Below are 24303 nucleotides of genomic sequence, written 5' to 3'. Positions count from 1 at the left end.
GTTAGCGAAGCAGTTCAGGCCCCTTCAATGAGAGTCGCTCTGGCAGAACCGTTCAGGACGAGCAACTCATGCAGATCGGCGCTGCATTCGCCGCCGGTGGCCGTGTCCAGTCATCGACGAGTTCGGCAGCGACGCCCTGCGCCTGCCCCAGCTCCAGCGCCGCCTCAAGGCTGCCCTCCTCGGGGCGGAAGAAAGGTGCCGTCAGACGCTGACGCAAGGCCTTGAGCGAAGTGTCATCGCCCTGCTCGACCCGTGCGATCACCTCCAGCAGCAGATGCGTGCGCGGCACATAGAGTGGATTGCAGCCGAGCATGGCCAGACGACGCTGGCGCTCATCCTCGGCGGAGAGCCCGATGGCCATGACGCGCGCCTGATAGCGCTCAAGCCACGCCGAAGCTTCATCGCGCGCCTGGGCCGAGTCGCCATGCGGCCCACGCTCACCCGCCAGGCGCACGCCCAGTGTTTCCGGCGCGGGCTGCGCGACATCCCAATGACTGAGCAGACGGTAGGCATGGGTGTGGTCGACCTTGCCGGCCGCCAGCAGCTCGCGCCACTGCTGCACCAGCGTCATGTCCTCATCGCGCGCATCCGGCAACCCGAGACGCGCACGCATCAGACGGGCATATTCACGCTGCAACTCGCCCTCGTAGGCGCCCAGCGCAGCGGAGAGCGCGTCGACATCGATCAGCGGCGACAGCGCGATCCCCAGTCGCTCCAGGTTCCATAGCCCGATACCCGGCTGCTGGGCGAAACCATAGCGCCCGGCCTGATCGGTATGATTCGGCACCAGATTCTCTTCATAACCATCGAGGAAGGCGTAGGGCCCGTAATCGAAGGTCAGCCCCAGCAGCGACATGTTGTCGGTGTTCATCACCGCATGCACGAAGCCGTAGGCCTGCCAGGCCGCGATCAGCTTTGCGGTGCGAGTGATCACTGTCTCGAACATGGCCAGCGCGCTGGTCACGCGCACCTGGTCTGTGAGGGGCTGGTCTGCAAGCGGCTGGTCTGCAAGCGGCTGGTCTGCAAGCGGCTGGTCCGCCGCTGCCTGCACGCCGCCTTCCGGCAGAGGTTCCGTCAGCTCCTCGGGCAGGCACTCAGACAGACGCTCAGACAGACATTCTGAAAAGTGCTCCCGCAGGGCGTGATCGATCAGCATCTTGAGGTCTTCATGCCGGCCGGAGTGGGCCAGCCACTCGAAGTGCCCGAAGCGCAGGTGGCTCTCACAGACACGCAACACGGTAGCGCCGGGCTCGACGGTCTCGCGCTGGACCCGCTCGGCATTCACCGCCAGTGCCAGCGCGCGGCTGGTGGGAATGCCCAGCGCGGCCATGTACTCGCTGGCCAGATACTCGCGCACGCTGGAGCGCACCACCGCCTGACCATCGCCGAAGCGCGAGTAAGGCGTACGCCCAGCGCCCTTGAGATGCAGATCGAAGGTCTTGCCGTGTTCGGTCTCAAGCTCGCCGAGCAGAATGCCTCGCCCGTCGCCGAGCTGCGGGTTGTAGTGACCGAACTGATGGCCAGTGTATTTCTGGGCCAATGCGTCCATGCCCGGCAGCAACTGCTCACCGGCCATCAAGAGGCGCAGCTGCTCGAGCGCCTCCTCGCTGGAGGCGTCAGAGGTCAAGGGCGCCTCCAGCCCCAGCAGACGGGCGCAGTCAGGACTCACATCGGCAAGGCGTGTGCCTTGTCGCGGCTGCGGGGCGACACGCGTGAAGAAGTGCTCCGGCAGGCGGGCATAGCGATTGTTGAAGCGCAGCGCCGCCAGGTCGTGCACGTGCGCGGCGGGCGTAGGGGCAAACTCACTCATCAAGAGGCTCCGTCGGGCCGCCGGGGGTCGGCGACTCGCTGGGGGAAGAAGTGGACGCGGCGGCGTCGCTCGGGGTCAGCAGACTGCGCAGGCCGCCGGAGGGTCGCCCGGGCGGCAGCTTGCTGGCCATTTCATACAGCTTGCGCGCCGTCGTGTCGGTGCGTGCCTGACGCTTGAGCGCCTGCAGGGCATCGTCGGAGCCCCGGGCATGGCCCATGTGCTGATCATGGCCCAGGTGCTGAGCATGACTGGCAGGGTCGCTCGAGGCTGGCGCCTGATCGCGCGTGCCAGCCGCGGGCGACACCGCGGCAGAGGTGCCCTCAAGCGAGGTCTCATGACGGCGCAGCAGCAGGCGCTTGCGCGGTGTCAGCGCCAACTCCAACAGGCGTGCCTTGCCCCACCACGGGTGTGGCGCCTGCACGCCATGCGTGGACTCGCTCAGCCAGGCCTGCGGCAGTGCCTCGAGCAGAGGGAAGCGCTCACTCTCGCCCTGCGCCTGCCACCAGTGGCTCAGGCGCTCATTGAGCACCAGCAGCTGGCGTGCCCGCGTGGCGGCGGTGTAGCTGAGATTGGTGACCAGCACCTGATTGGGCAATTGCTGGCGCGCGCTTGGCAGTGCCAGATCATCGGCCAGCACCACGCAATCAAACTCGAGACCCTTGGCGCGGAAGACCGTCCCCAGCATGACAGTGGGCAGCTCGACCGACTGTCCCCGCGAGTGAGCACTGACGATGGCGGCCTGCAGGTCGCCATCGTGCTTGCGCAGCTCACCGATCCATTGATCCAGCGGCGCCTGGGCATACCAGGAGGCCAGCTCATGCAGACTGCGCGCCTGATGATCATCGAGACGCGTCAGAGCTCCCAGCACCTGCGCCGGGGTCTGGCCGAGCCGTGTCAGGGAGGGAGGCAGCAGTCGCCACCACTCATGCTGACTCGCGCTGTCGCCCTGCTCGGCCATCTGATGCGCGCGCCAGAGTCGCCAGTGGTCCAGCAGCCCCGCCAGCGGATAGCCTTCGATGCCATCCAGCCAGGCCACCGCGATGCCGCGCTGATGCAGTGCCAGCGCCTCCCCCAGCGCCGCCACCGGGCCGGCACTGATCACCGCATGGCGCTTGCCGGAGTGCAGCAATGCCTCACGTACCGCGGGCAGCGCCAGACGGGTCGCCGGGCCGAGGCCGCTCATGGCCTGCTCGCGGGCGGTGGGCGAACAGGCCGCCAGCCGCGTGCCCAGCGCCGCCAATGCCGGCCCGAAGCGCCAGGCGCCGGGCAGCGAGTAGACGGTGGCATCGGCCAGCAGCGGCGAATCCAGCGAGCTCATGCCTTCCACCTGACGCGACAGGCTCTGATGCGGGTCGCCGATCAGCAGCAGGTCACAGCGCTGGCGACGCAACATGGCCAGCAGCGCTGGCGTGGCGTCCTGCGCCTCATCCAGCATCACCAGGTCGGCCTCCAGCGACTGGCCATGCTGCGACCACAGCTTGAGCAAGGCGTTGAACGACAGGCTCTGCTGATGATCGGCGGGGTCCAGCAGGCACTCCCACACCAGTCGCATGCTCTCGACCAGCTGGCGCAGCTCATTGGCACTCAGCCGTTGTGCCACGCCTTCGGGAAGATGCTCCGGCATCGGCACCGCGTCGCTCTCGGCGAAGAAGGTGTTCAGGCCCTGGGCGATCAGGCTGCGCGACTGGCTGGAAAGACTGCCCAGCCAGCTGAGGCTCTGCGGCGCCAGACGGCGCGTGATGTCGGGTTGCCGCTTGAGCTTGTCGCCGTACTCCTCCATCAAGGCCTGACGCGCCAACTGATGCAGCGACAGCGACTGGACATTGGCGGGCAGCTGACTGGCGGTCCGCCCGGCCACCGCCGGGTTGAGCGAGGTGTAGATGAGGGTCTCGTCGGCATAGGTACGCGCCAGCTCGACCATCAGCACGGTCTTGCCGCTGCCGGCACAGGCACGCACCACCACGCAATCGCTGTGCTCGGCGCTGTTGGCCGGCGTGCGATCGCGCAGGCGCGAGGGAAAGGGATGGGCGAGAATTCGCCGTTGATCATTGCTCAGATGCATGGCGGCATGATCCCCCCTGTCAGCGCGGGGGGCAAGACCTTCGCTGCGCGATCATGACTAGGACAGCGCGCCATTGGCCGCGAGGCGCTCACGCACGGTACGCATCAGGCCACGATTCCAGCGCAACAGATCATAGAGCGTGGTGAAGTAGGCGTTTCCCCGCGTCGAGTAGGCACTCAACGTCGGGATGAGGTCTTCGGCGCGCACCGGCTGGCCCGCGTTGCGCAGACGCCCGCGCAGCTCACGTAGCTCGGCATAGCTGCGCTGGGAGTTGAGATTGTCGAAATAGGCGGCGATACCCGCCTCCAGGCTCTCGAAACGCCGATATTCACGCCCCGGCGGCCCGATACCGCAGCCGCGCGAGAAGCAGCGCATGCCGAACAGATTGTTGCCCTCACGGGCATGGCCCGACGTCCCCCAGCCCGACTCCTCGATGGCCTGCACCAGCACCATGTCCAGCGGCAGGGTATCGATGCGCAGCAGCAGACGCGTCCAGCTGACGCCGATGTCCTCGCGCGTGACGTCACAGGGCAGATTGGCCTGATCACACAGGCCGTTGAGACGCTCCTGCTCGCGCTCGCTGTAGTCACGCCCTCCGTCACCGGCGCGCTTGCGCATCGCCAGCAACCAGTCGCGCTGCTCGGCGATGCGCTGATTCTCGGCCACCACCAGCGGAATCATCAGTTCGAAGAATGCGACCTTGCGCTGGTTGCCCGCGGGATAGGGCCGCAGGTCCGGCATCTGATGGGTCTTGTCACGGGCCAGCAGCTCATCATCCAGCCGCGCCGCCTGCGCCATGGAGCCCAGCCCCATCACCAGCAGCAAGGCGGCGCTGACCAGACGAACAGAGCCCAGACGCCACGAGCGCCGCGACCAGGCCCTCGAAGACAGGCGTGGCAGGCCACGCACTCCGCCAGTCAGCCAATCCGCAGAGAAAGGTAGGTAAGTCATGTGCTGCGCTCATCGAGAGGGATGCAGTAGCAAGACGCGAGATATCATCAGCGTATCTCATGAGGCTGCATGAAACCCTAAAAACGCGTGGGCGAGAAGATGGCGCGGCCGGCCAAGCGAGGAAAGACACGGCAAGCCCTGTCGTCTATCACCGACAGATCGCCAGATGATGCCCGCCTTTTCGCGCCACTGACGCGGCGCGCGCTCTGCGCTCCCTGCGCTTCTTCCCCTTTTTCTTTTTCCCTTTCCCTTTCCCCTTCCTGCCTTGCTGCCCTGCACACCTTGCACCTCGCACTGGACGCTATCGCTGACGACACACCCAACGCAAAACGCCCCCGCAGCACAGGCTGCGAGGGCGTCATTGCGGACATGCTTGATCAAGCCAGTGGCTCGATCGTTCCGCCGTCTCAGGCGCTGAGCATGCTGTTCAGGCGGCGCACGTAAGCGGCCGGATCTTCCAGCGCACCGCCTTCGGCGATGATGGCCTGATCGAGCAGCACGTGTGCCAGATCGGTGAAGTAATCGCCTTCACCGCCTTCCAGACGCGTGACCAGAGCGTGCTCCGGGTTCAGCTCGAGAATCGGCTTCACTTCCGGCAGCGGCTGGCCAGCGGCTTCCATCATCTTGCGCATCTGGTAGCCCATCTCGTGCTCCGGCAGCACCACGCAGGCCGGGGAATCGGTCAGGCGGTGCGTGATGCGCACTTCCTGAACGTTCTCGGCCAGCGCTTCCTTGACGCGCTTGACCAGATCTTCCTTGGCCTTGGCGGTCTCTTCCTGGGCCTTCTTCTCTTCTTCGTTCTCGACATCGCCGAGATCGAGATCGCCCTTGGCGACATCCGCGAAGGACTTGCCGTCGAACTCGGTGAGGTGGCTCATCAGCCACTCGTCGATGCGGTCGGTCAGCAGCAGGACTTCGATACCCTTCTTGCGGAAGATCTCGAGGTGCGGGCTGGACTTGGCGGCATTGAAGCTGTCGGCGACCAGGTAGTAGATCTTGCTCTGGCCTTCCTTCATGCGCTCGACGTACTGGGCCAGTGACTGGTCCTGGGTCGCGCTGTCGGTCTCGGTGGTGGAGAAGCGCAGCAGCTCGGCGATCTTCTCACGGTTGGCGAAGTCTTCCGCCGGGCCTTCCTTGAGCACGGAGCCGAACTGGTTCCAGAAGGTCTGGTACTGCTCGGGGTCCTTGGCCAGCTTCTTGAGCATGTCCAGGCCACGCTTAGTCAGCGCGGACTTGAGCTTGTCGACCTGCGGGTCCTGCTGCAGCAGTTCACGCGAGACGTTCAGCGACAGGTCGTTGGTGTCCAGCACGCCCTTGATGAAGCGCAGGTACAGCGGCAGGAACTGCTCGGCGTCGTCCATGATGAAGACGCGCTGCACGTAGAGCTTCAGGCCACGCGCGGCATCACGCTGGTAGAGGTCGAACGGCGCACGGCCCGGCACGAACAGCAGGCTGGTGTACTCGAGCTTACCCTCGACCTTGTTGTGGCTCCAGCTGAGCGGGTCGGAGAAGTCATGCGAGACGTGCTTGTAGAAGTTCTTGTACTCCTCGTCGCTGACCTCGGACTTGGAGCGCACCCACAGCGCGGTGGCGGAGTTGGCGGTTTCCCAGTGGACCTGCTCGTTGCCTTCCTCGTCCTTCTCGACGCGCTTCATGCGCACCGGCAGTTCGATATGGTCGGAGTACTTGGTGACCAGGTTGCGCAGACGATGATCGTCAGCGAACTCGATGGCATCGTCCTTGAGGTGCAGCACGATCTCGGTACCGCGCTCGGCGCGCTCGATGTCGGCGACGCTGAACTCACCTTCGCCACGTGAGGTCCACTCGACGCCCTGGTCAGCGCCCAGGTCGGCGCGACGAGTACGCACGGTGATCTCGTCGGCGACGATGAAGCCGGAATAGAAGCCGACCCCGAACTGACCGATCAGACGCGAATCCTTCTGCTGGTCACCCGACAGGTTCTTCATGAACTCGGCGGTACCGGAGCGTGCGATGGTGCCCAGATTGGCGACCACGTCGTCACGGCTCATGCCGATGCCGTTGTCACGCAGGGTGATGGTCTTCGCCTCGGCGTCGTGCTCGATCTCGATGCGCAGCTCGCTGTCGTTGCCGTAGAGGGCATCGTTGTCCAGCGCCTGGTAGCGCAGCTTGTCGCAGGCATCCGCCGCGTTGGAGACCAGCTCGCGCAGGAAGATCTCGCGGTTGGAATACAGCGAGTGGATCATGAGGTGAAGCAACTGTTTCACTTCTGTCTGGAAGCCATGCGTTTCGGTGTGAGTGGCGGTCGTCATCGAAAAGGACCTCTATGTCGTGGATGCCTGAAAAGAAGATTCGCGGTGGCCAGAGCGCCCCCGCAACAATGGAACCGGCTCGCCGACGCCTGCCTTTCTTGGGCGGCAGATCGAAGGAAGCACTCGTGGATCAGATATGGGGCAAGGGTGAGGGATTTCAAGGCACTAGCGACAGATGATTGCGCCCGGCCCACCTAGCGCATGGCACGGAAACACCCAAGCGGCTCTTAGGGGTAGCAACGAAAGGAGCCAACGAAGGAAGCCAACGGAGAGGAAGCCATCAGGGAGGCGCTTTGAGGTATGACGCTTGCGGAGCAGGCATCGCCTGCCCATCACGGGGAGGCGAGTGATTCCAGCACGAAGTGCATGCGCGCGCTGGCAACTGGTTGCTCGCGGGATTTCTGCCAGGCGCTGACGCGCACATTGGTCATGCGCCGACCTTCACGCATCACTTCACAGTCGATGCGCGTCACCTGATCGCCGCGCGCCGTGGCCAGATAGTCGATGGAGAAATCGATCAGCTTGGGCAGGCGCGCTTCGCGACCGCCGCGCCCATGCCGCCTGAGCACCTCAAGCATCGCAGCGGTTTCCATTGCCGCGGCCAGCACGCCGCCATGCACCGCCGGCAGCATCGGGTTGCCGACATTGTCAGGCATCGCCGCCATGGAATAGCTCAGCGCCTGCTCAGGATGCAGCTCGACATCGCTGGCCGCGCCCGCCTGCTGCCCGTCAATGGCACACAGCCCAAGCCCGATCGCCTGCGCGTAGGGCAGACTCGCCAGCAGCGCCGCCAGGTCGGCGTGAGTGCGCTGCCCTTCGACGAAACGTCGCGCACTGAGCAGGCCGCACGGGTCCTGGGCATCGCGCGGCGCCTGCGGCTCGGTTTTCTCGTCTGCTGGCTGTGCAGCCTGTACTGACTGCCCCAGCGGTTCCGACTCGTGTATGGAAGGGTTCGCGGGGGCTTGAGCATTGGCCGCCGCCAGCAGCGCCTCGGCAAAGCCGCTGGGCGTATTGCGCTCGCCGAGCCTGACGAAATTGCCGATCGCGCGACACAGGATCTTGCCCGGCTGCTGCCAGATCTGCGCCTCGGTAAACACCATCGATTCCGTGACCCGCAGCACGCGCGCCTCGCCCACCAACGCCAGGCCCTCGACGCCGGGTCGGTAGTGATCGAGGCGCAGATCCAGCGTCGGGCAGACTTCCGGTGCCGACAGCCCTGTGAGCACGGCACTGCCGCACAGCGTATCGGCGAACATGGTCAGCACACCGCCATGCACCAGCCTACGGTGCGGATCGCCGATCAAGGCCGGCTGCCACGGCAGCTGCATGCGAATGGCCGGCGCGGCGACCTCCTCGACCCTGACGTTCAAGCGCGCCGTGTGCGGAATGAAGCTCAGGAATCCGGTCAGCGCCCGCGCCCAGCTGGCGTCATCCAATACGCCACCCGCAGCCGGCACGTCAGCAGGATTGACGGCCAGCCCCAGCAGGCTCTGCGGCACTGCATGCATCACATCCACAGCGGCATCGCCATCAACGTGAGGGAGACCAGATAGCCGGCGCCCCACAGCAGGGAGCGCAACGTGGCGATGTTGGCCAGATAGCAGCCCCAATAGCCCAGTCGTACCAGCACGAAGATCACCGCCAGCGTGGTCGCGATGGGCGCGCCCGGCGCGGTGATCACGCTGACCAGCACCCCGGCGGCAAACAGCGGAAAGGCTTCGATGGTGTTCTGGTGCGCGGCGAGCGCGCGGGCCCCGAAGCCCGTCAGCTCACGCTGCTGCGCGCGCGGATCATGGTTGTCGTAGCGTCCGGTTCGCTTTTGAGCCCAGGCGACCGGTACCTTGGTCAGCACCAGCATCAGTGCCGCAAACAGCAGGCAGGCATAGATCAGCATGCAGAATTTCCTTGAAAGGCGTTGTTCAGGGCGTTGCCACAGCGGCGCGTCTCGTTTGTGAACAAACGGTGCGCCGCCCTGTGATGAACGGCAGATCAGACACTGACGGCACGCCAATTCAAACTGGTGTTTGATAGCGTGTCACGAGCATGGCAGGGTCGCGGCGTCCCTGCCATGCGGCCAATGGCCAGTGCCAGCATCAGGGCTGGTAGAGGAATGGGGTTTCCACGCTGCACGCCTTCAGGGAGTCGGCGGCTCGGAGGGATCAGGTTCGGGAATCTCGCCACGCCACAGGCGATAGTCGGCCAGCGCATCATCGAGCTTGCCGAGCAACCAGGTCACGATCACCAGATCATCGAGAATCCCCAGCCCCACCAGCAGATCCGGGATCAGATCCAGCGGCGAGACCAGATAGATGAAGGCACCGGCCGCCAACCCCAGCGCCTTCCACGGCACCGGGCGATAACGTCCGCTCACCACGTCGCGCAGCAAGGGCCCCATGGTGCGCAAGGCGGCGCCTGCCTTGCCCAGCACATGTCGGCGGCCAAACAATCGCGTCAACCATAATGCCTTGCCCATAGTGGACTCCTCACGGGTAGCACAAATTTCATTCACTGAGCTTGCCATCATCGCGGCAGCACAGCCGCGATATCACTCTCGGATAATTCACTATCAGTATCAGATGGTGCTGTTATTCAGCGCCGACCACTGCCACGATAGCCACTATCGTTACTGAATCGGCAACCCCTGATAGCCAATATCGGGGCACTTGTTCAACATCGGGGCACTGAACCGCCACCACAAGGTCGCAGCCAGTCCACGCCCCCTTTACCGACAGTCGCAGGAGTCCCAGGTGACACCAGGCAAGCAAACACTCCGATCCCGTGGCAGCCGTCGCTTCGCGGCGCTGCGGCAACTCACCGGCCTAGGCCTGCTGTTGGGACTGAGCCTGCCCCTGCAGGCCGCCACTCCCAGTGACCAGAGCTTCCGCGCCGCCTTCGATGATGCGCGCGCCAAGCGTTTTGACGAGATTCAGCAGGTCGCCGTCAATGGCCACGTGCTGGAGGGCTACATCGAGTATCACCAGCTCAAGGCCCGCCTGCCGTACGCCACCGCCGCGGAAGTGCTGTCCTTCATCGAGCGTCATGCAGACTCGCCGTTGGCCGAGTGGATGCGAGGCCAGGCGATCTCCGCCTACGGGCGTACCGGCCGTCATGATGCCCTGCTGGAAGTCAGCGATGGCGTGCCGGCGGGTGCGCAGCGCCAGTGCTATTACTACACGGCCCAGCTGAGCAATGATGTCGCGAGCGCATCGCAAGGCGGCCTGAAGCTCTGGCATGTGTCCGGCTCGCAGGACTCGGCCTGTGATCCGCTGTTCTCGGCGTTGCGCGAGCGTGGCGTGATCGATGATCAAGCCATCTGGGAGCGCGCCATGCTCGCCTGGGCTGCCGGCCAGGGTGGCATGGTCAGCTATCTCGAGCGCCAATTGCCCAGCAGCTGGCAGCGGGCCATCGCGGCACGCGAACAGCTGGAGGGCAACTTTGCCGCCATCACGCGCCTGCCGACCAACCTCGGTCACGGCGGCCATGCCTTCGCCGCCTTGAGCGTCGCCGCCATGCATGGCTTCGTGCGTGCCGACACCGAGGCCGCGCTGGAAGCCTGGCGCAAGGTGAATCCGCACATGCCGATGAGTGATGAACAGCGCCACACCGTCGAGCGCGACCTGGCCTGGTATTCACTGGTGCGCGACATCCCCAACAACCGCGGCTGGGTCGATCAGCGCCTGACCATCCTCGATGACGAGGAGCTGTTCGATCTGCGCATGCGCAACGCGGTGCGCGATGGCGACTGGCCGCAGGTGCGTGAATGGGTGTTGAAGATGCCGGACCGCTTCCGCAACGAAGCCCGCTACCAGTATTGGCTGGGGCGTGCCGATGACAGCCTGGGCCGCCCGCAGGAAGCACGCGCCGCCTGGACGCGCGCCGCGACCGAGCGCAACTTCTACGGCTTCCTGGCCGCCGACCGTATCGGCCAGGCCTACTCGCTCAATCGCGATGACCAGGACTTCTCCGACGCGGAACTGGCCGAGGTCGCCGAGACGCCGGCCGTCAAGCGTGTCAGAGCGCTGATGAACATCGATGAGATCGGTCTGGCACGCTCCGAATGGTTCAACGCCGTCACCCAGGCGGATGACGCCGATGCTCGCCGTCTCGCAGCCTATGCACTGCAGCAGAAATGGTATGACCTGACCGTCTTCGCCACCATCCGCGGCCAGCTGTGGGATGGCCTTTCATGGCGCTTCCCGCCGGCCTGGCAGCAGGACTTCCAGCGCTTCGGTGCCGATGCTGGCGTCGACCCGTGGATGCTGATGGCACTCGCGCGTCGCGAGAGCGCCTTCAACCCCACCGCTACCTCGCCGGTGGGCGCACGCGGTCTGATGCAGCTGATGCCGGGCACCGCCGCTCAGGTCAGTCGCGGCCTGGGCCTGCCCACGCCCAGCAACGCGGCGCTGGGTGATCCGGTCACCAATATCCGTCTTGGCAGCACCTATATCCGCGAGATGCTGGACCGCTACTCAGGCAACCGCCTGGCCGCCGCCGCGGCCTACAATGCCGGGCCGGGACGCGTCGATCGTTGGCTCGCCGACACCCCGGGCGAATACGACCGCTTCGTCGAGCGCATCCCCTTCAAGGAGACCCGCGAATACGTCAAGGCCGTACTGGCCTACCGCGTGATCTTCGAAAGCCTGGCCAAGGGCACCAGCGAAGGTGTCAAGGTGGTCAGCGACCGCGAAGTCAGCCAGCGCTACACCACCGCGCTGGTGGATCGCCGCTGAGCCGAGCAGCAGCATCCAGCAACGAAAACGCCAGCCCCTTGGGGCTGGCGTTTTCGTTTTCATGGCATCAGGGCCCATGGCATCAGAGCTCATTGCGCCCTTCAGCCATTCTTCCAGCCATTCTTTCAGCCATTCGTTCAGTCAGTCATCGCGACGTGGACGAATGGCGGGCGAGGACCCGGACTGGCTCTCGCCCTTGGCTTCTCCCGGTCGCGAGGCAGCCACGCCATTGCCGAACGGCGGCTTCTGCTGAGGGGTATACCGTCCCAGCGCCTCGGCATAGCTCAGGGGCCGCCCTTCATCGCTCCCCTTGCCCTTGCCACGCCAGCCCTGGCGCTTGCCGGGAGCGCCCTGGGGCTGTGGTGCGTCGTCATGGGACTGAGATTCCGCATAGGGCTGGGATGCCGCATGGGAGCGAGCCGCATAGGGCTGAGACGCCCCCTCGCCCTCAGCCTCGCTGCCCGGGTATGCCTGCGACACCATCGGCTCCGATGCCGCTCGGCCGGAATAGGCCAGAGGCTGGGAGCGCATGACGCGCGGTGTACGCATCATTCGCACCATCAGCCAGACCGCCAGTGTCCAGCAGAGCGTTCCCAGCACGCCATAGACGATCATCGCCCAGACATTGCCGGGGCGGTGGCCGGCATTGATGATGATCACACGCGACAGATCGATGTCGGGCCAGCGCTCGGCCAGCAGGGAGCGCTCATCGCCCGGCAGGTCCGTCTCGGCGTGCAACACGGTGCCGAACAGGCCATCGGGGAACTCGATCAGCGGCGGCACGTTTTCCAGGCTCTGCACGGAGTCGGTTCGCACCAGCACGCCCATGCGCTCGATGCGCGGCCATTCTTCCGAGGGGATGCCATCAATGCCGCCGAAGGCGCGTGACAGCCCGGCCAGCTCCAGTAGATAGGGGTTCATGTCAGAGATGACTGGATAATAGAGCGTCTCGATGCGGCGCCCCCCGTCTGCACTGGCATCGAGGCGGAAGGTCTCGGTGTGCTCGCGATAGACCGCCCAGTGATTGCGCAGCGAGACGAACTGATTGACCGGCAGATTGCCCTGCTCCACCGACTCGAGATTCAGCGTTTCGGGGCGCGTGGTCACGCGACCGACCCAGCGCCCCTCATCGACGGCGTACAGCCAGGCCGCTATCCCGGCGACCACCAGCACCACGGCACTCAACCCACCCAGACGGCGACGAAGGGTATGTGAAAGACTCATCCGATTGCGTTCCCTGCCAATGCCAGCCTTGATGGGCCGGTCTTCATGTCATGAATGCAGCACTGTGCCGCTGCTGTCGTTGGCTCGGGCAGGCATGAGCACCGGCCCGGGCATCATTGTTGTTCGAGCCGTGCTGCCAATCGATTGCTCTTGTCGCAGTAGCGTTGCCGCAGACGCAGGATCTTCAGAGAGTTCGAGGACAGGGCATCCAGCACGTAGCGGTTGCAGGCCTGCTCGGCTTCTCGATGCGCCGCTTCCAGCGCCTTGCGCGCCTTGCGCTCTGCCGGCGTCATGCCCGCATAGGGGTCGCGCCGGGGCTTGAAGGTCGCTGCGGCCTTGCAATACATGGTGCGGGTGTCGATATGCGCCGCCCGCCCCCGGCGCTGCAAGGCATGGCAGGTCTCGACGAACAGTCGGCTGGCCATGCGCGAGCACTCGCGCTGCTCGACGGCGGTACCGGTCTTTTCCAGATGTGCACAGACCGATTCATCATCGATGCGCCACAGCTGGTGGCGGAAGTCGATGGTGTAACCGTAGTAAAGCACCCGTACCTGCTGTACGCGGGAATCGTAGACATCACTGATATCCCGAGCCTCCAGGTGCGTGACGACCTTGAGAAAGGCCGCCAGTGTCAATGTCACAGGATCCATGTGTCATCAAGGATACGAACCGTCATCCCATGCGCTCCGTTGCGATGTTGGCAGTGGCCGCTCATCCCTAGCGGCCTAGCGCCAGCCGTGCCCCCAGCAGCACCATGACGGACCCGGTGATGCCTTCCATCCAGCAGGCGACCCGCGGCCTTGCCAGCCAACGCCCTGCACCACCGACCATCAGCGCCACGCTGATCTGCCAGAGATTGGCGATCACGAAGTGGACACCCGCCAGCCACAATGACTTGAGCACGGCCGGGTCGGTCGGCGCGATGAACTGCGGCAGAAAGGCCATGTAGAACACCACCGTCTTGGGATTGAGCACATTGGACAGGAAGCCCTCACGCAGCGGCAGCCAGCACGATACCTGCTGCCGTGTCACGCTGACGTCGACATTCAGCCCGCGTGCGCGCCGCGCACTCTTGAGACTCTTGATGCCCAACCAGATCAGATAGCCCGCCCCGACCAGCTTGAGGGCCGAGAACGCCCATGCCGACTGCAACAGGATCAGCGAGATGCCCGCCGACGACACCAGCGCGTGCACGAAGAGACCGGCACAGATCGCGAGACTGGTCAGCACGCCGTCACGCAGACCGCCGCGCGAGGTATTGCGAATCACCAGCAGGGTGTCGACCCCGGGCGTGACCGTCAGCAAGGTGATGGCCACCACGAAGGACCAGAAGGCAGCATCGAACTGGATGAAATCAAACATGACGAACGTCCTTGCGACAGACCCGCTTCAGTAGCCGAATTCGTGCCCCCATGGCACTGAACAGGCGACCAGTCTAGGCGAGCACGGCCAGCCTGCAAAGCCATCCACACCAAGATGACAGCCTGGTTTGCCTCTGAATGGTGCACTTCAGTCTTTTGTCTTACTGCGTTGCTACACAACGGCGCAAGCGCTCTCATGAGCCCGCAGCTGATGGCATGCAGAAGCCATCTCGCGTCATCAAGGATACGAGCCTCGACTCCTAAAATACGCTGCGTCGCTGTTGAGCGACCAACGCAGCCTTCAACCTACCAACCAGAACCCCGTGGCGATATCCAGCAGCAGCACCAACAAGGCCAGCAGGATGACCAGGCCATCCTCCCCGATCAGCCCCAGTCCCAGCAGCAGCAAGGTCGCTGCCGGCAAGGCCGCGGCGAAGGGCACCAGCTCCAGCGGCACCATGGCCGTGGCCAGCAGGATGGTCAGCGCCGCGATACCGCGATAGGCAATGCCTCGCGTCATGAAGCTCAAGCGTGGCTTGAGCAGACGATCGAGGCGTCGCGTCCAGGGCCTTGCCCGCTCGACGCCATGGGTCAGGCGTTGATGCTCGAAACTGAAGCGCGCCAGTCGGCGTGGCAACCACGGCATCTTGCGCCCCAGCAACAGTTGACCCGCGATCAGCACGATGAACAGCGCGCAGGTCGTCGGTACGCCGGGGATCGCCCCAGTCGGCAGCAGTACCAGCAAGGCAGGCAATACCAGCAAGGGACCGAAGCCCCGGGAGTTGAAGTGCTCCAGAATGTCGCCCAGCGAGATATCCCCTTCGATCTCGCGGTCCAGCTCTTCCAGCAACCCCGTGAGGTTGCCTTCATTGGCGTGCTTGCTCATGCGAGCTCCCTATCGGGAAGATGACGGAGGGTGTGAAGGTCTCGAGCCGTGGCGAGGCAGCTGGTGCCGCCCCGCCACGGTGAATCGTCAGCCGACCAGGCGATCGCCCAGCATGCCGATCATGAACCCCAGCGAGGCGCCCAACGGCGGTGACCAGTGATGCGCCACCCGCGACTGGGGCGCAATGTCCTGGAAGACGAGGTAGAGAATGCCGCCGGCGGCGAAGGCCATCAGTCCGCCCAGCACGCCCGGCGCATCCGCAAGCCACAGATGGCCGGCCAATGCCGCCAGCGGGCCCAGCAGAGACAGCAGCACGAAGGCCCCGAGCCCCTGACGCGCCGTCAGCCCGGCCCCTTCCAGCTCACGGTAGGCATTGAAGCCTTCCGGCAGGTTCTGCACCGCGATGAACAGTGCCATCAGCATCGCCGCGGCGGGAGAGGCAGAGGCCAGTGCGCCCAGTGCGATCGCCTCGGGGATGAAGTCCATCAGCATCGCCAGCAACTGGCCCTTGGCGCCGCCACCGCGCGCCAGCCAGCGGTCCAGTTGCATGAAGATCAGCGCACCCATCAGAAACAGCCCCAACAGCGCCGCGATGGACAGCGCCTGCATGGCATGCGGTACCAGCACCAGCGACACGGCGGCCAACAGAATGCCGCCGCCGAGCGCGGTGATCCCCGCCAGCCAGCTGCGCTTGACGTGACTCTCGTGGCTGCGCTCCAGCTGGGCGATCACGCCACCCAGCGGCATGCACAAACCGGCAGCCCAGGCGAGCGCCACCATGGTCCACGGAATCGATGCCATCATGCTGTCGTCGGGGTTGCAGGACTCGGTCGCGCACCCAGCACACGCATCAACAGACTGGTACCGACGCCCCAGGCGCCATTCAGGATCAGGCCACCGACCACCATCAGTGGCGCAACCTCGATTCCCTTGAGCGGGAAGACGACCAGCATGGCCACGGCCGTCGGGCCGACTGCACCGAAGACGAGGCTGATCAGCCAATGGCTGACGCCCGTTCTGCGGCGCACCAATGCCCACAGCGGCAGGCCCCACAACCCGCCCCAGAAGGCCAGCGAGAGCACTGACGGGACGCCCAGCGGCCCGGTAGGCGTCATGTTGTAGGGCGCCTTGGGCAGGATATCGGCCAGATAGAAGAGCCCGAAGAGGCCCTGATGGAAGATCAGAGTCGCCAGAAAGGCGGCGATGAAGGCTTTCAACCAGATCATGTTCACTTCCTTGTCATCATGTTGATGAAAACATCCGAGCCCCAGCACATTAGAACATGCGAAAACTCGGCACTGCCTTTCCTGCTACGTCACTTCCGTCCCGCTGGATGCAACGCAGACATGATCTCTAGCGCTGGGTGGCCGGCGCCTGTTCGGCATGGCGCAGCGATATCTGGTCATTGAGTGTCCAGAAGTCATACAGCACGCCGATGAAGAACAGCCCGCCGGTGCACAGGTAGAGCAAGCCGGTCAGCCACTTGCCCATGTACATGCGATGGATGCCGAACACGCCCAGGAAGGTGAGCAGAATCCAGCTCAGCGAGTAATTGATCGGGCCTTCGCGAAAACGGAAGTCCGCCTCGCGGTCCATCGCCGGAATCAGGAACAGGTCGATCAACCAGCCGATGCCCAGCAACCCGAAGGTGAACAGCCAGATGGTGCCGGTGACCGGCTTGCCATAGTAGAAACGGTGCGCGCCGAGGAAACCGAAGATCCACAGCAGATAGCCCATGGTCTTGGAATGCGTGTCCTGTACAACAGGCGATGTGGTCATCAGTGAAGCCTTAGCCGCGATGCGGCAGATCATGATTGCGAATACAGTCAATGCGGTCTTGGCGCCGATGAATCAAGCCTTCTGCCGCCAGAGGCCACGCCCGGAAACGACGACGCCACCCGCGCACTGGCGCGGATGGCGTCGGATCAGCAGGTGTCTCTTCATCGGCCCCGGGAGCGAAAGCCAGGCCGGGAACGAAAGCCAGGCCGCAGCCGACGCTAGATGACGCCCAGCTCGCGCAGACGTTCCTTGAGGTAGGAGTCCGCCGTGTGCTTGTCAGACAGTACCACTTCGGGACGCGGATGCAGGAACAGCGGCAGCGACAGGCGTGACTGGCTGGAGCCCTCGCCGGTCGGGTTGATCACGCGGTGCGTGGTCGACGGGAAGTAGCCGCCGCTGGTCTCCTGGAGCATGTCGCCGACATTGATGACCAGCTGACCCGGATCACAGGGCACGTCCATCCATTCGCCATTGACGTCCATCACCTGCAGGCCCGGCTCGTTGGCTGCCGGCAGCACGGTCAGCAGATTGATGTCTTCATGCGCCGCGGCACGGACGGCGCCCGGCTCTTCACTGCCGGTCATCGGCGGGTAGTGAAGCACGCGCAGCAGCGTCTGACCGCTGTCCTTGATCATGTTGGAGAGCGGCTCACGGTAGAGCTCGGCCACTTCGGCAGGTGAATGGGCCTCGACCCAGCTCAGAAGCTCTGCCGCGAAGGCTTCGGCCTGGCGGTAATACTCCATGGCATTCTCGCGCAGGCTGTCCGGAATCTTGCCCCACGGGTAGATGTGGTAATACTCCTTGAGATCACGCGCCGTATGGCCCTTGGCGGTCTCGGAGACATCTGCCGGGAAGAGTCCATCCTGGGTCTTGGGGTCGAAACGCCAGTCAAGCTTGTCGGCGCTGGAGAAGAATTCGGCCCATTCGGCGTAGATCTTCTCGACCAATTCATGAGAGATCGGGTGATTGCGGATGACACCGAAGCCCGTCGTGCGCAGGGATTCGACAAATTTTTCGGCTGCATCGGCCGAGCGGTAATCTACGTTCTGGACCTTCATGGCATTTCCATCTATGTTGGCTCTGTGTGAGCATCCTACTTGAGCCGGAAGGAGTCGCCAATACGACAACTTTCTGTTCGAATGGAAGCGAGCACGTGCAGCCCAGGCTGCATGCGTAGGTCAAGCAGGAAAGGATGTCGTCGCTGGACGCAACGCGTCTCTCTGGTGGAATTCCCCCTAGCCGCACCAACGCACTCTGGTCTGATGGGCAGACCACCAACATCATCTCGTAAGCAAGGAAAGAATCATGGCAACTGGCACAGTCAAGTGGTTTAACGACACCAAAGGTTTCGGCTTCATTTCTCCGGACGACGGCGGCGACGACCTGTTCGCGCACTTCTCTGAAATTCAGGCAGAAGGCTTCAAGTCCCTGCAAGACGGTCAGAAGGTTTCCTTCGACGTCACCCAGGGCAAGAAAGGCCTTCAGGCCGCAAACATCAAGCCGGTCTGATCTTCTCGATCAGCCTGGTCAGGCCGCCCTCACCGGCGCTCTGATGATGGCAGCAAGACAGTCATGGAAAAGCCCGCCTTCCGGCGGGCTTTTTTGTGGCCAGGCCTTGGCCTGACTCACGCTTATCGAAGAGTCGCCAGCAACAAGAACGCCGCGACCCAAAGGGGCGCGGCGTTCTTGTATCGGCGGCCATGTCACTCACACTCAGCCAGTGACACGGCTTGCGACAGGCATCACGCCAGCATTCGCTGGCCAATGATTACTGCTGCGCTTCGTCGATGGACTCGTTGGCATCCTGCTGCGCAGCGTTGATCTTCTCGTTCGCTTCGGCAGCAGCGTTGTCGCCAGACTGCTCAGCGGAGTCGGTCAGCTCGGCAGCCTGCTCCTTGGTGGAGTCATAGGCGTTCTTGGCAGCATCGGCAGTGGCGTCAGCAGCGTCGTTGACACCTTCCTTGGCGGACTCATAGGTCTCGGAAGCAGCGTTCTTGGTCGCGTCGAGGGCACTTTCGCTCTCGGCGGCAGCTTCATCGCCCATGGCATCGGCAGATTCGGCAGCGTCGTCAGCCATGTTATCGGCCTTGTCAGCAGCGTCATCCATCTCTACGGCCGCTTCGTCAGCTGCCTCGTCCATCTTCTCGGCAGCGGCGTCAGTCGCTTGATCGGCGCTCTGTTCAGCCTGCTCGGCGCTCTGCTCGGCAGAGGTCTCGGCGTTCTGGGCAGCTTTGTCAGTATCGCCGTTATCGCAACCAGCGATGGCCAGAGACAGGCCAGCGGCCAGTGCGGGAATCATCCATTGCTTGAGTTTCATCGTCTTCTCCATGATAGGTGGGGAGTTGCCAGCCCCTGTTTCCTGCAAGTGGCATTGCAACAAAGGTCGTGTAGTCATGCAAGCGAAAGCGTGGCTTGGCGCCTGATACCCAAGACATGGTGCCAGACCGACAGCTTTTCAAGCATTCCGCCCTTTTCACAGCAGAATAGTGTTAACGAACACCATTTTCCATCAGCTACCACCAACAACCGCGCCGCGATCACTCACCGATATCTTCGTTCCAGACGTCCGGCTGCTCGCGAATGAAGGTCGCCATCAGCTCGCGGCAGCGCGCGTTGTCGACCACATCGACCTTGACGCCCAGGCCACGCAGGTGGTCTTCCGCGCCCATGAAGGTGTGGTTCTCACCGACCACGACATGCGGGATACCGTAGAGCTGGATGGCACCGCTGCACATCGGGCACGGTGACAGCGTGGTGTAGAGCACGGATTCACGATAGACGCTGGCCGGCAGGCGACCGGCGTTTTCCAGTGCATCCATTTCACCATGCAACACCGTGCTGCCCTTCTGCTGGCGCTGATTGTGGCCACGACCGATGATCTTGCCATCATGGACGAGTACCGAGCCGATCGGCACGCCGCCAGCCGCATAGCCCTTTTCCGCCTCTTCAATGGCGGCCTGCAGGAAGCGCTCATGATCGGTAGTCATTGCTGTCATCGTCTTGCTCCAGATGCGGTGAATATTCAGTGGAGCGGCAGCCTACTGCCACTCACTGCTCGGCACAATACACTCAGCTCAGGCCCGCTTCGCCGGTCATCATCTGACGGGCGCGTCTCAGCCCTTCATTGCTGGCATTGGTGGGCTCGCCGACTTCAGTGGCAAGCTCGCGGAAACTGCCCATGGCACCGAGCAAGGCAGAGGCCTCGTAGGGAATGAAGACGCGATCACCTTCGCGCGCCATGTCCGGTAGCACCTGCAGATATTTCTGGCCCAGCATGTAGCCGACCACCAGCTGCGGGTCTTCCGCTCCGATGGCATCGCGCAGCTGATAGATGGCCTGACGCTCACCTTCGGCGCGCAGAATCGCGGCCTGCTTGTCACCCTCGGCGCGCAGCACCGAAGACTGCTTCTCGCCCTCGGCGGTCGCGATGGCAGCTTCGCGCTGGCCATTGGCCTCGGTCACCGTGGCGCGACGCTTGCGCTCGGCCGCCATCTGCAGTCGCATGGCGTCCTCGACTTCCTCGGGCATGCTGATGTCCTGGATCTCGACACGCGTCACCTTGACACCCCACTTGTCACCGACTTCATCCATGGTGATCTGCAAGGCGTCGTTGACCTCCTTGCGGCTCTCGAAGAGCTTGTCGAGCTCCATGCGACCGATCTCGGAGCGCAAGCTGGTCTTGGCCAGGACCTCGACGGCCTGGGTGAAGTTCTCGACTTCATAGACGGCGCGCTTGGGATCGACGATCTGGAAGTAGAGCGCCCCGTTGACGGTCACGGTGACATTGTCCGTCGTCACCACGCTCTGGCCGGGGAAGTCCATCACCGTCTCGCGGCGATCGATGCGCGTCTCCTCCACCACCAGCGGCAGGTTGTCGCCCTTGACCTCACGATAACGGCGAATGGTGATGGAGCGCGGCTTGTCGATGAACGGAATCACCAGATTCACGCCGGATTCCAGTGTGCGGCTATAGCTGCCGAGGCGTTCGATGACGACGGCTTCTGACTGCTGGACGATCATCAATCCCTTGGCCAGCAGGATTACCACCAGCGCCAGTATGAAAAGAATGATGATGAGTCCCGGACTGATAATCATATTGCTCAACTCCCTTGAACTGGGCCGTATCCGCAAGCCCTTGTGAGATATCCGATCACGCCTGACCCGCTGCCACCACGACCGCGCCGTCGAGCCGCGACCTCATGGCGTCTTTGTGTCACCTCCTTTCGAGACAGTCGCTACTCCACAGACTCCTTCGAGACAGGCTCGACACAGACGGTGATGCCTTCGACGCTGACGATCCTGACCGTGTCCCCCGCTGCCGGCGGCGTCTCCCCCTCCCAGCGTAGCGGATACTCATTGCCTGACACGCGCACGGCAGGTTTGCCGCCGTTGCCGATGATCACCTTGGCCAGCTGCCCGGTTTCCGCGCCGCTGCCCAGGGTACCGTAGGGCGTCCTGGGCAACAGATAGGGATGGATCTTGCGCACGAACAGCGGCACCAGCACCAGGGCCGTGATCGCGACGCTGATCAACTGGATGTTTAGCCCCGCCCCCAGCCCCGCCGCCAGAGCGCCCCCTAGGGCACTGACACCCAGTGCCAGCAGCACGAACTGCGCGCCCAGCAGCTCAAGCCCCGCCAGAATCAACGCGAGGATGACCCAGATATGCCACGCCGCCAAACCGACCATGCAATCACTCCCTGAGGTCCTGACTCCCGCCCTGCGCGGCCGAGAGATTGGAAGAATACGCTGCCACCAACGCAACGAGCGCAGCCTGAGTAAACCTCAGACTGCGCTCGTGTACCAGCCAGCCCACATGGCTCAGCCAGCGCTCAATGGCCCATCTGCGGGCTCATGAGTGTGTCAGCAGGGCGGCGCCCTGCGGGGCGACCAGACGCAGAGCGCCGGGAATCAGCTGGAATTCGCTGTTCTCGATCAGGTAGCTCTCGCCATCGAGATTCACCGGCAGCGCCTCACCCCGATAGTGCAGCGAGTCAGTGCGCACATAACGCACGAAATGGCCGTTGTCGGGGAGCGACTCCAGCTCCTCGATCACCTCACCCACCCGCGCGATGGGGAAGTCGCGGATCACCAGCACATCGAAGCAACCATCATCGAGCAGCGCCCGAGGCGCCAGCTCCTGACCGCCGCCCGCCTGACGACCATTGCCGATCGCCAGCACGAACAACGCCAGCTCCTCCTCCACCCCGTTGAGGGTCACGCTGCCACGATAGGGACGGAAGTCCCACGCCTTGAGCACACCCATCAGCGAATAGGCCCCGCCACCGAACAGCTTCTTGAGGCCACCGGGCGTCGAGCGCGTCACCTCGGCGCCGAAACCTGCTGAGGCCATGTTGAGGAAGTAGGCCTCATCCAGCCGCACCACATCGACGGCCCGCGCCGCGCCTTCACAGGCCAGCGCCAGCGATTCCGTCACCGGCTCGGGGATGCCGAGCGAGGTCGCCAGGTCATTGGCGGTGCCCAACGGCAGGATCGCGACTTCCGGACGCTTCGCGAGTGGATGCTGCATCAATGCATTGGCGATCAGATTGAGGGTGCCGTCACCGCCGCCAACGACCAGCCGCGTGACGCCTTCATCGACCGCCTCGCGCACAAGTCTCGCGACATCATCACCCTCGAAGGTCAACCGCACTTCAAGCCCTGCCATACGCTCACGCTGAGCGAAGATGGCCTCACGCAGCTCCGGCTGCTGAGCCTTGTCCCCGTTGAGTATCACGCGCACACGCGCCGCTGATTCCATGGTGCCTCCTTGGCGACATGCGGATCGAGCGACAAGCATACTCTGGTCAGGTGCCTTCAATGAACCATCTCTGCCCTGCGGCCCGCCGCGGTTGTCAGCCAGCGAATCCCTCATGCCCGGCCAGTCGCCCTGGGCAGTCGCACCGCGCAGTCTCACCGGCCAGTCATACCGACTAGACGCCCGGCTGACGTCGCGCGCCCAACAGCAGCAAGGGCAGCACCATCACCACGCTGATCAGCAGCAGGCCCTGCTGAGGGGCGAGCGGCGTATTGAGCAGCGCCGTCGCCACCACTGCCGAACCGCCGAGCTGGATGCTGCCGAGCAGCGCCGCCGCGGTGCCGGCACGCTCAGCGAAGGCCTCCAGCGCCAGGCTTGATGCCGCCCCGAGCGCCAACGAGAAGCCGACTGACAGCACTGCCACCGGCACCATGAAGGCAGCGGCCGACAGTGGCAGCCAAGCGAAGGCCGCGCCCTGCATCAGGCCGGAGAGCAGGATGATCGCCAGCCCCAGACGCACGGTGGGCTGACGGCCGAGGCGCGTGATCACGCGCGGTGCGAAGAAGAAGGTGATGATATTGATCACGGCATTGCCGCCGAACAGGGCACTGAAAACCAGCTCGGAGTGACCGAGGCGCTCGACCAGCAGCTCGGAGGACGACGAGACATACAGCAGGATGGCGCTCATCGCGGCCATCGCGACCAGCGCCTGATACAGGAAGCGCCAGCTGGTCAACACGGGGCGGTAGCGCGCCCAGTTGTACAGCGGACGCTCCACGACCGTCGTGGCCGGACGCGTCTCGCCAAAGCTCTTCCACGCCATCAGGCCGACGCACAGCGCGAAGGCGACCATGAACAGGAAGTTGGAGCGCCAGCCGAACTGCACCGCCAGCAGGCCGCCCAGCACCGGCGCCAGCGCCGGAATGATGCACAGCGCACCATTCAGATAGCTGTACATCCTGGCGCCCTGCTCCGGCGTGTAGCAGTCACGCACGGCCGCGAAGGCCACCGTCACCGTGGCACATGCTCCCAGCCCCTGCAGGATACGCCCGAGATACAGCATGCTGATGTCCTGTGCCAGCACGGCGACCATCGCGCCGACGAGGTAGACCGTCGCGCCGCCCAACAGCGCCGGACGTCGTCCGTAGAGGTCCGTCAACGGGCCGACCAGAATCTGCCCGACACCCACAGCGCCCAGAAACAGCGTCACCGTCATCTGCATCACATCGGTGGGCTGGGCGAATTCACGCGCCATCGCCGGCAGTGAGGGCAGATAGATATCGATCGCCAGCGGCGAAAACATCACGCAGCCGACCAGCAGCAACAGCAATAGTCGTGCGTTGGGCATGGGCCTTGCGGCAGCAGAGGAAGACACGGACATGGATAATCTCGAGAGTCAGAAGCCAAGGGCGGCCCGACAGAGGGGCCATCAAGAATCCGCAGAGCCTAGCG

Annotated in this window: 23 protein-coding genes; 2 read left to right on the top strand and 21 right to left on the bottom strand. The window is 64.0% G+C overall.

Going from position 1 to position 24303, the window contains the following annotated elements; genetic code table 11:
• Positions 1-52: 52 nt before the first annotated feature.
• The 7 genes from R2R70_RS01750 to R2R70_RS01720 all read right to left on the bottom strand — a co-directional run bounded on the left by R2R70_RS01750 (position 53) and on the right by R2R70_RS01720 (position 9587).
• Complete coding sequence (locus R2R70_RS01750; RefSeq protein ID WP_410977053.1) at positions 53-1810, bottom strand: protein adenylyltransferase SelO; 1758 nt, start codon at positions 1808-1810, stop codon at positions 53-55.
• Positions 1803-3872 carry an ATP-dependent helicase gene (locus tag R2R70_RS01745; RefSeq protein WP_410977052.1) on the bottom strand — a complete coding sequence of 690 codons (2070 nt, stop codon included), beginning with the start codon at positions 3870-3872 and terminating at the stop codon, positions 1803-1805. The genes R2R70_RS01750 and R2R70_RS01745 overlap by 8 nt, the downstream gene beginning before the upstream one ends.
• Before the next feature lie 57 nt (positions 3873-3929).
• A complete protein-coding gene (locus R2R70_RS01740; RefSeq protein WP_410977051.1) occupies positions 3930-4823 on the bottom strand; it encodes a glucosaminidase domain-containing protein in 894 nt (297 codons plus the stop codon).
• A 407-nt stretch (positions 4824-5230) separates the two neighbouring features.
• A complete protein-coding gene (htpG, locus tag R2R70_RS01735) occupies positions 5231-7114 on the bottom strand; it encodes a molecular chaperone HtpG (protein WP_107335276.1) in 1884 nt (627 codons plus the stop codon).
• 332 nt (positions 7115-7446) lie between these two features.
• A complete protein-coding gene (locus R2R70_RS01730; protein ID WP_410977321.1) occupies positions 7447-8622 on the bottom strand; it encodes a hotdog domain-containing protein in 1176 nt (391 codons plus the stop codon).
• Positions 8622-9008, bottom strand: coding sequence for an MAPEG family protein (locus R2R70_RS01725; RefSeq protein WP_410977050.1), 387 nt, complete (start codon positions 9006-9008; stop codon positions 8622-8624). Before R2R70_RS01725 ends, R2R70_RS01730 begins: the two co-directional genes overlap by 1 nt.
• 240 nt (positions 9009-9248) lie before the next feature.
• Positions 9249-9587, bottom strand: a complete 339-nt coding sequence (locus R2R70_RS01720; protein ID WP_107335278.1) for a YkvA family protein — start codon at positions 9585-9587, stop codon at positions 9249-9251.
• A 274-nt stretch (positions 9588-9861) separates the two neighbouring features.
• Between R2R70_RS01720 and R2R70_RS01715 the strand changes: the two genes are divergently transcribed.
• The gene (locus R2R70_RS01715) at positions 9862-11844 is read left to right on the top strand and encodes a transglycosylase SLT domain-containing protein (RefSeq protein ID WP_410977049.1); all 1983 of its coding nucleotides are present in this window, start codon (positions 9862-9864) and stop codon (positions 11842-11844) included.
• Positions 11845-11985: 141 nt separating this feature from the next.
• On the opposite strand, the gene R2R70_RS01710 is transcribed toward R2R70_RS01715, so the two are convergent.
• From R2R70_RS01710 to R2R70_RS01675, 8 genes are all read right to left on the bottom strand, one after another.
• Complete coding sequence (locus R2R70_RS01710; protein ID WP_410977048.1) at positions 11986-13068, bottom strand: hypothetical protein; 1083 nt, start codon at positions 13066-13068, stop codon at positions 11986-11988.
• Positions 13069-13181: 113 nt separating this feature from the next.
• Positions 13182-13718 (bottom strand): hypothetical protein, encoded by a 537-nt coding sequence (locus tag R2R70_RS01705; protein ID WP_410977047.1) that lies wholly within the window; start codon positions 13716-13718, stop codon positions 13182-13184.
• Between the two features lie 67 nt (positions 13719-13785).
• The gene (locus R2R70_RS01700) at positions 13786-14430 is read right to left on the bottom strand and encodes a LysE family translocator (protein WP_043335514.1); all 645 of its coding nucleotides are present in this window, start codon (positions 14428-14430) and stop codon (positions 13786-13788) included.
• 300 nt (positions 14431-14730) lie between these two features.
• Entirely contained in the window at positions 14731-15315 is a 585-nt protein-coding gene (locus tag R2R70_RS01695; protein ID WP_043335511.1) for an exopolysaccharide biosynthesis protein, read from the bottom strand.
• 87 nt (positions 15316-15402) lie between these two features.
• A complete protein-coding gene (locus tag R2R70_RS01690) occupies positions 15403-16116 on the bottom strand; it encodes a ZIP family metal transporter (RefSeq protein ID WP_410977046.1) in 714 nt (237 codons plus the stop codon).
• Positions 16116-16541, bottom strand: a complete 426-nt coding sequence (locus R2R70_RS01685) for a hypothetical protein (RefSeq protein ID WP_043335507.1) — start codon at positions 16539-16541, stop codon at positions 16116-16118. Before R2R70_RS01685 ends, R2R70_RS01690 begins: the two co-directional genes overlap by 1 nt.
• 127 nt (positions 16542-16668) lie before the next feature.
• The gene (locus R2R70_RS01680; RefSeq protein WP_043335505.1) at positions 16669-17094 is read right to left on the bottom strand and encodes an NINE protein; all 426 of its coding nucleotides are present in this window, start codon (positions 17092-17094) and stop codon (positions 16669-16671) included.
• A gap of 218 nt (positions 17095-17312) precedes the next feature.
• A complete protein-coding gene (locus R2R70_RS01675; protein ID WP_043335503.1) occupies positions 17313-18152 on the bottom strand; it encodes an isopenicillin N synthase family dioxygenase in 840 nt (279 codons plus the stop codon).
• A gap of 247 nt (positions 18153-18399) precedes the next feature.
• Between R2R70_RS01675 and R2R70_RS01670 the strand changes: the two genes are divergently transcribed.
• Positions 18400-18603, top strand: coding sequence for a cold-shock protein (locus tag R2R70_RS01670; RefSeq protein WP_043335501.1), 204 nt, complete (start codon positions 18400-18402; stop codon positions 18601-18603).
• 259 nt (positions 18604-18862) lie between these two features.
• Here the strand turns inward: R2R70_RS01670 and R2R70_RS01665 are convergent, their stop codons facing one another.
• The 6 genes from R2R70_RS01665 to R2R70_RS01640 all read right to left on the bottom strand — a co-directional run bounded on the left by R2R70_RS01665 (position 18863) and on the right by R2R70_RS01640 (position 24232).
• Positions 18863-19411 (bottom strand): hypothetical protein, encoded by a 549-nt coding sequence (locus tag R2R70_RS01665; RefSeq protein ID WP_410977045.1) that lies wholly within the window; start codon positions 19409-19411, stop codon positions 18863-18865.
• Positions 19412-19631: 220 nt separating this feature from the next.
• Positions 19632-20090, bottom strand: coding sequence for a nucleoside deaminase (locus tag R2R70_RS01660; RefSeq protein WP_373456560.1), 459 nt, complete (start codon positions 20088-20090; stop codon positions 19632-19634).
• Between the two features lie 73 nt (positions 20091-20163).
• Positions 20164-21189: an SPFH domain-containing protein gene (locus tag R2R70_RS01655; RefSeq protein WP_410977044.1), complete on the bottom strand. Its 1026-nt coding sequence runs from the start codon at positions 21187-21189 to the stop codon at positions 20164-20166.
• 140 nt (positions 21190-21329) lie between these two features.
• Entirely contained in the window at positions 21330-21782 is a 453-nt protein-coding gene (locus R2R70_RS01650; protein ID WP_410977043.1) for an NfeD family protein, read from the bottom strand.
• Positions 21783-21945: 163 nt separating this feature from the next.
• Positions 21946-22854 (bottom strand): lipid kinase YegS, encoded by a 909-nt coding sequence (gene yegS / locus R2R70_RS01645; protein ID WP_410977042.1) that lies wholly within the window; start codon positions 22852-22854, stop codon positions 21946-21948.
• Positions 22855-23026: 172 nt separating this feature from the next.
• Positions 23027-24232, bottom strand: coding sequence for a multidrug effflux MFS transporter (locus R2R70_RS01640; RefSeq protein ID WP_410977041.1), 1206 nt, complete (start codon positions 24230-24232; stop codon positions 23027-23029).
• Positions 24233-24303 lie beyond the last annotated feature (71 nt).

The organism is Cobetia sp. SIMBA_158 (assembly GCF_046566945.1).
GTDB lineage: Bacteria > Pseudomonadota > Gammaproteobacteria > Pseudomonadales > Halomonadaceae > Cobetia > Cobetia amphilecti.
The sequence above is the reverse complement of the archived record's forward strand: the minus strand, read 5'-3'. Positions and strand labels throughout refer to the sequence as shown.

Coding starts and splice junctions, on each gene's coding strand:
- R2R70_RS01750 (WP_410977053.1), bottom strand. CDS start 1,810: ATGAGTGAGTTTGCCCCTACGCCCGCCGCGCACGTGCACGACCTGGCG.
- R2R70_RS01745 (WP_410977052.1), bottom strand. CDS start 3,872: ATGCATCTGAGCAATGATCAACGGCGAATTCTCGCCCATCCCTTTCCC.
- R2R70_RS01740 (WP_410977051.1), bottom strand. CDS start 4,823: ATGACTTACCTACCTTTCTCTGCGGATTGGCTGACTGGCGGAGTGCGT.
- htpG (WP_107335276.1), bottom strand. CDS start 7,114: ATGACGACCGCCACTCACACCGAAACGCATGGCTTCCAGACAGAAGTG.
- R2R70_RS01730 (WP_410977321.1), bottom strand. CDS start 8,622: ATGCATGCAGTGCCGCAGAGCCTGCTGGGGCTGGCCGTCAATCCTGCT.
- R2R70_RS01725 (WP_410977050.1), bottom strand. CDS start 9,008: ATGCTGATCTATGCCTGCCTGCTGTTTGCGGCACTGATGCTGGTGCTG.
- R2R70_RS01720 (WP_107335278.1), bottom strand. CDS start 9,587: ATGGGCAAGGCATTATGGTTGACGCGATTGTTTGGCCGCCGACATGTG.
- R2R70_RS01710 (WP_410977048.1), bottom strand. CDS start 13,068: ATGAGTCTTTCACATACCCTTCGTCGCCGTCTGGGTGGGTTGAGTGCC.
- R2R70_RS01705 (WP_410977047.1), bottom strand. CDS start 13,718: ATGGATCCTGTGACATTGACACTGGCGGCCTTTCTCAAGGTCGTCACG.
- R2R70_RS01700 (WP_043335514.1), bottom strand. CDS start 14,430: ATGTTTGATTTCATCCAGTTCGATGCTGCCTTCTGGTCCTTCGTGGTG.
- R2R70_RS01695 (WP_043335511.1), bottom strand. CDS start 15,315: ATGAGCAAGCACGCCAATGAAGGCAACCTCACGGGGTTGCTGGAAGAG.
- R2R70_RS01690 (WP_410977046.1), bottom strand. CDS start 16,116: ATGGCATCGATTCCGTGGACCATGGTGGCGCTCGCCTGGGCTGCCGGT.
- R2R70_RS01685 (WP_043335507.1), bottom strand. CDS start 16,541: ATGATCTGGTTGAAAGCCTTCATCGCCGCCTTTCTGGCGACTCTGATC.
- R2R70_RS01680 (WP_043335505.1), bottom strand. CDS start 17,094: ATGACCACATCGCCTGTTGTACAGGACACGCATTCCAAGACCATGGGC.
- R2R70_RS01675 (WP_043335503.1), bottom strand. CDS start 18,152: ATGAAGGTCCAGAACGTAGATTACCGCTCGGCCGATGCAGCCGAAAAA.
- R2R70_RS01670 (WP_043335501.1), top strand. CDS start 18,400: ATGGCAACTGGCACAGTCAAGTGGTTTAACGACACCAAAGGTTTCGGC.
- R2R70_RS01665 (WP_410977045.1), bottom strand. CDS start 19,411: ATGAAACTCAAGCAATGGATGATTCCCGCACTGGCCGCTGGCCTGTCT.
- R2R70_RS01660 (WP_373456560.1), bottom strand. CDS start 20,090: ATGACAGCAATGACTACCGATCATGAGCGCTTCCTGCAGGCCGCCATT.
- R2R70_RS01655 (WP_410977044.1), bottom strand. CDS start 21,189: ATGATTATCAGTCCGGGACTCATCATCATTCTTTTCATACTGGCGCTG.
- R2R70_RS01650 (WP_410977043.1), bottom strand. CDS start 21,782: ATGGTCGGTTTGGCGGCGTGGCATATCTGGGTCATCCTCGCGTTGATT.
- yegS (WP_410977042.1), bottom strand. CDS start 22,854: ATGGAATCAGCGGCGCGTGTGCGCGTGATACTCAACGGGGACAAGGCT.
- R2R70_RS01640 (WP_410977041.1), bottom strand. CDS start 24,232: ATGTCCGTGTCTTCCTCTGCTGCCGCAAGGCCCATGCCCAACGCACGA.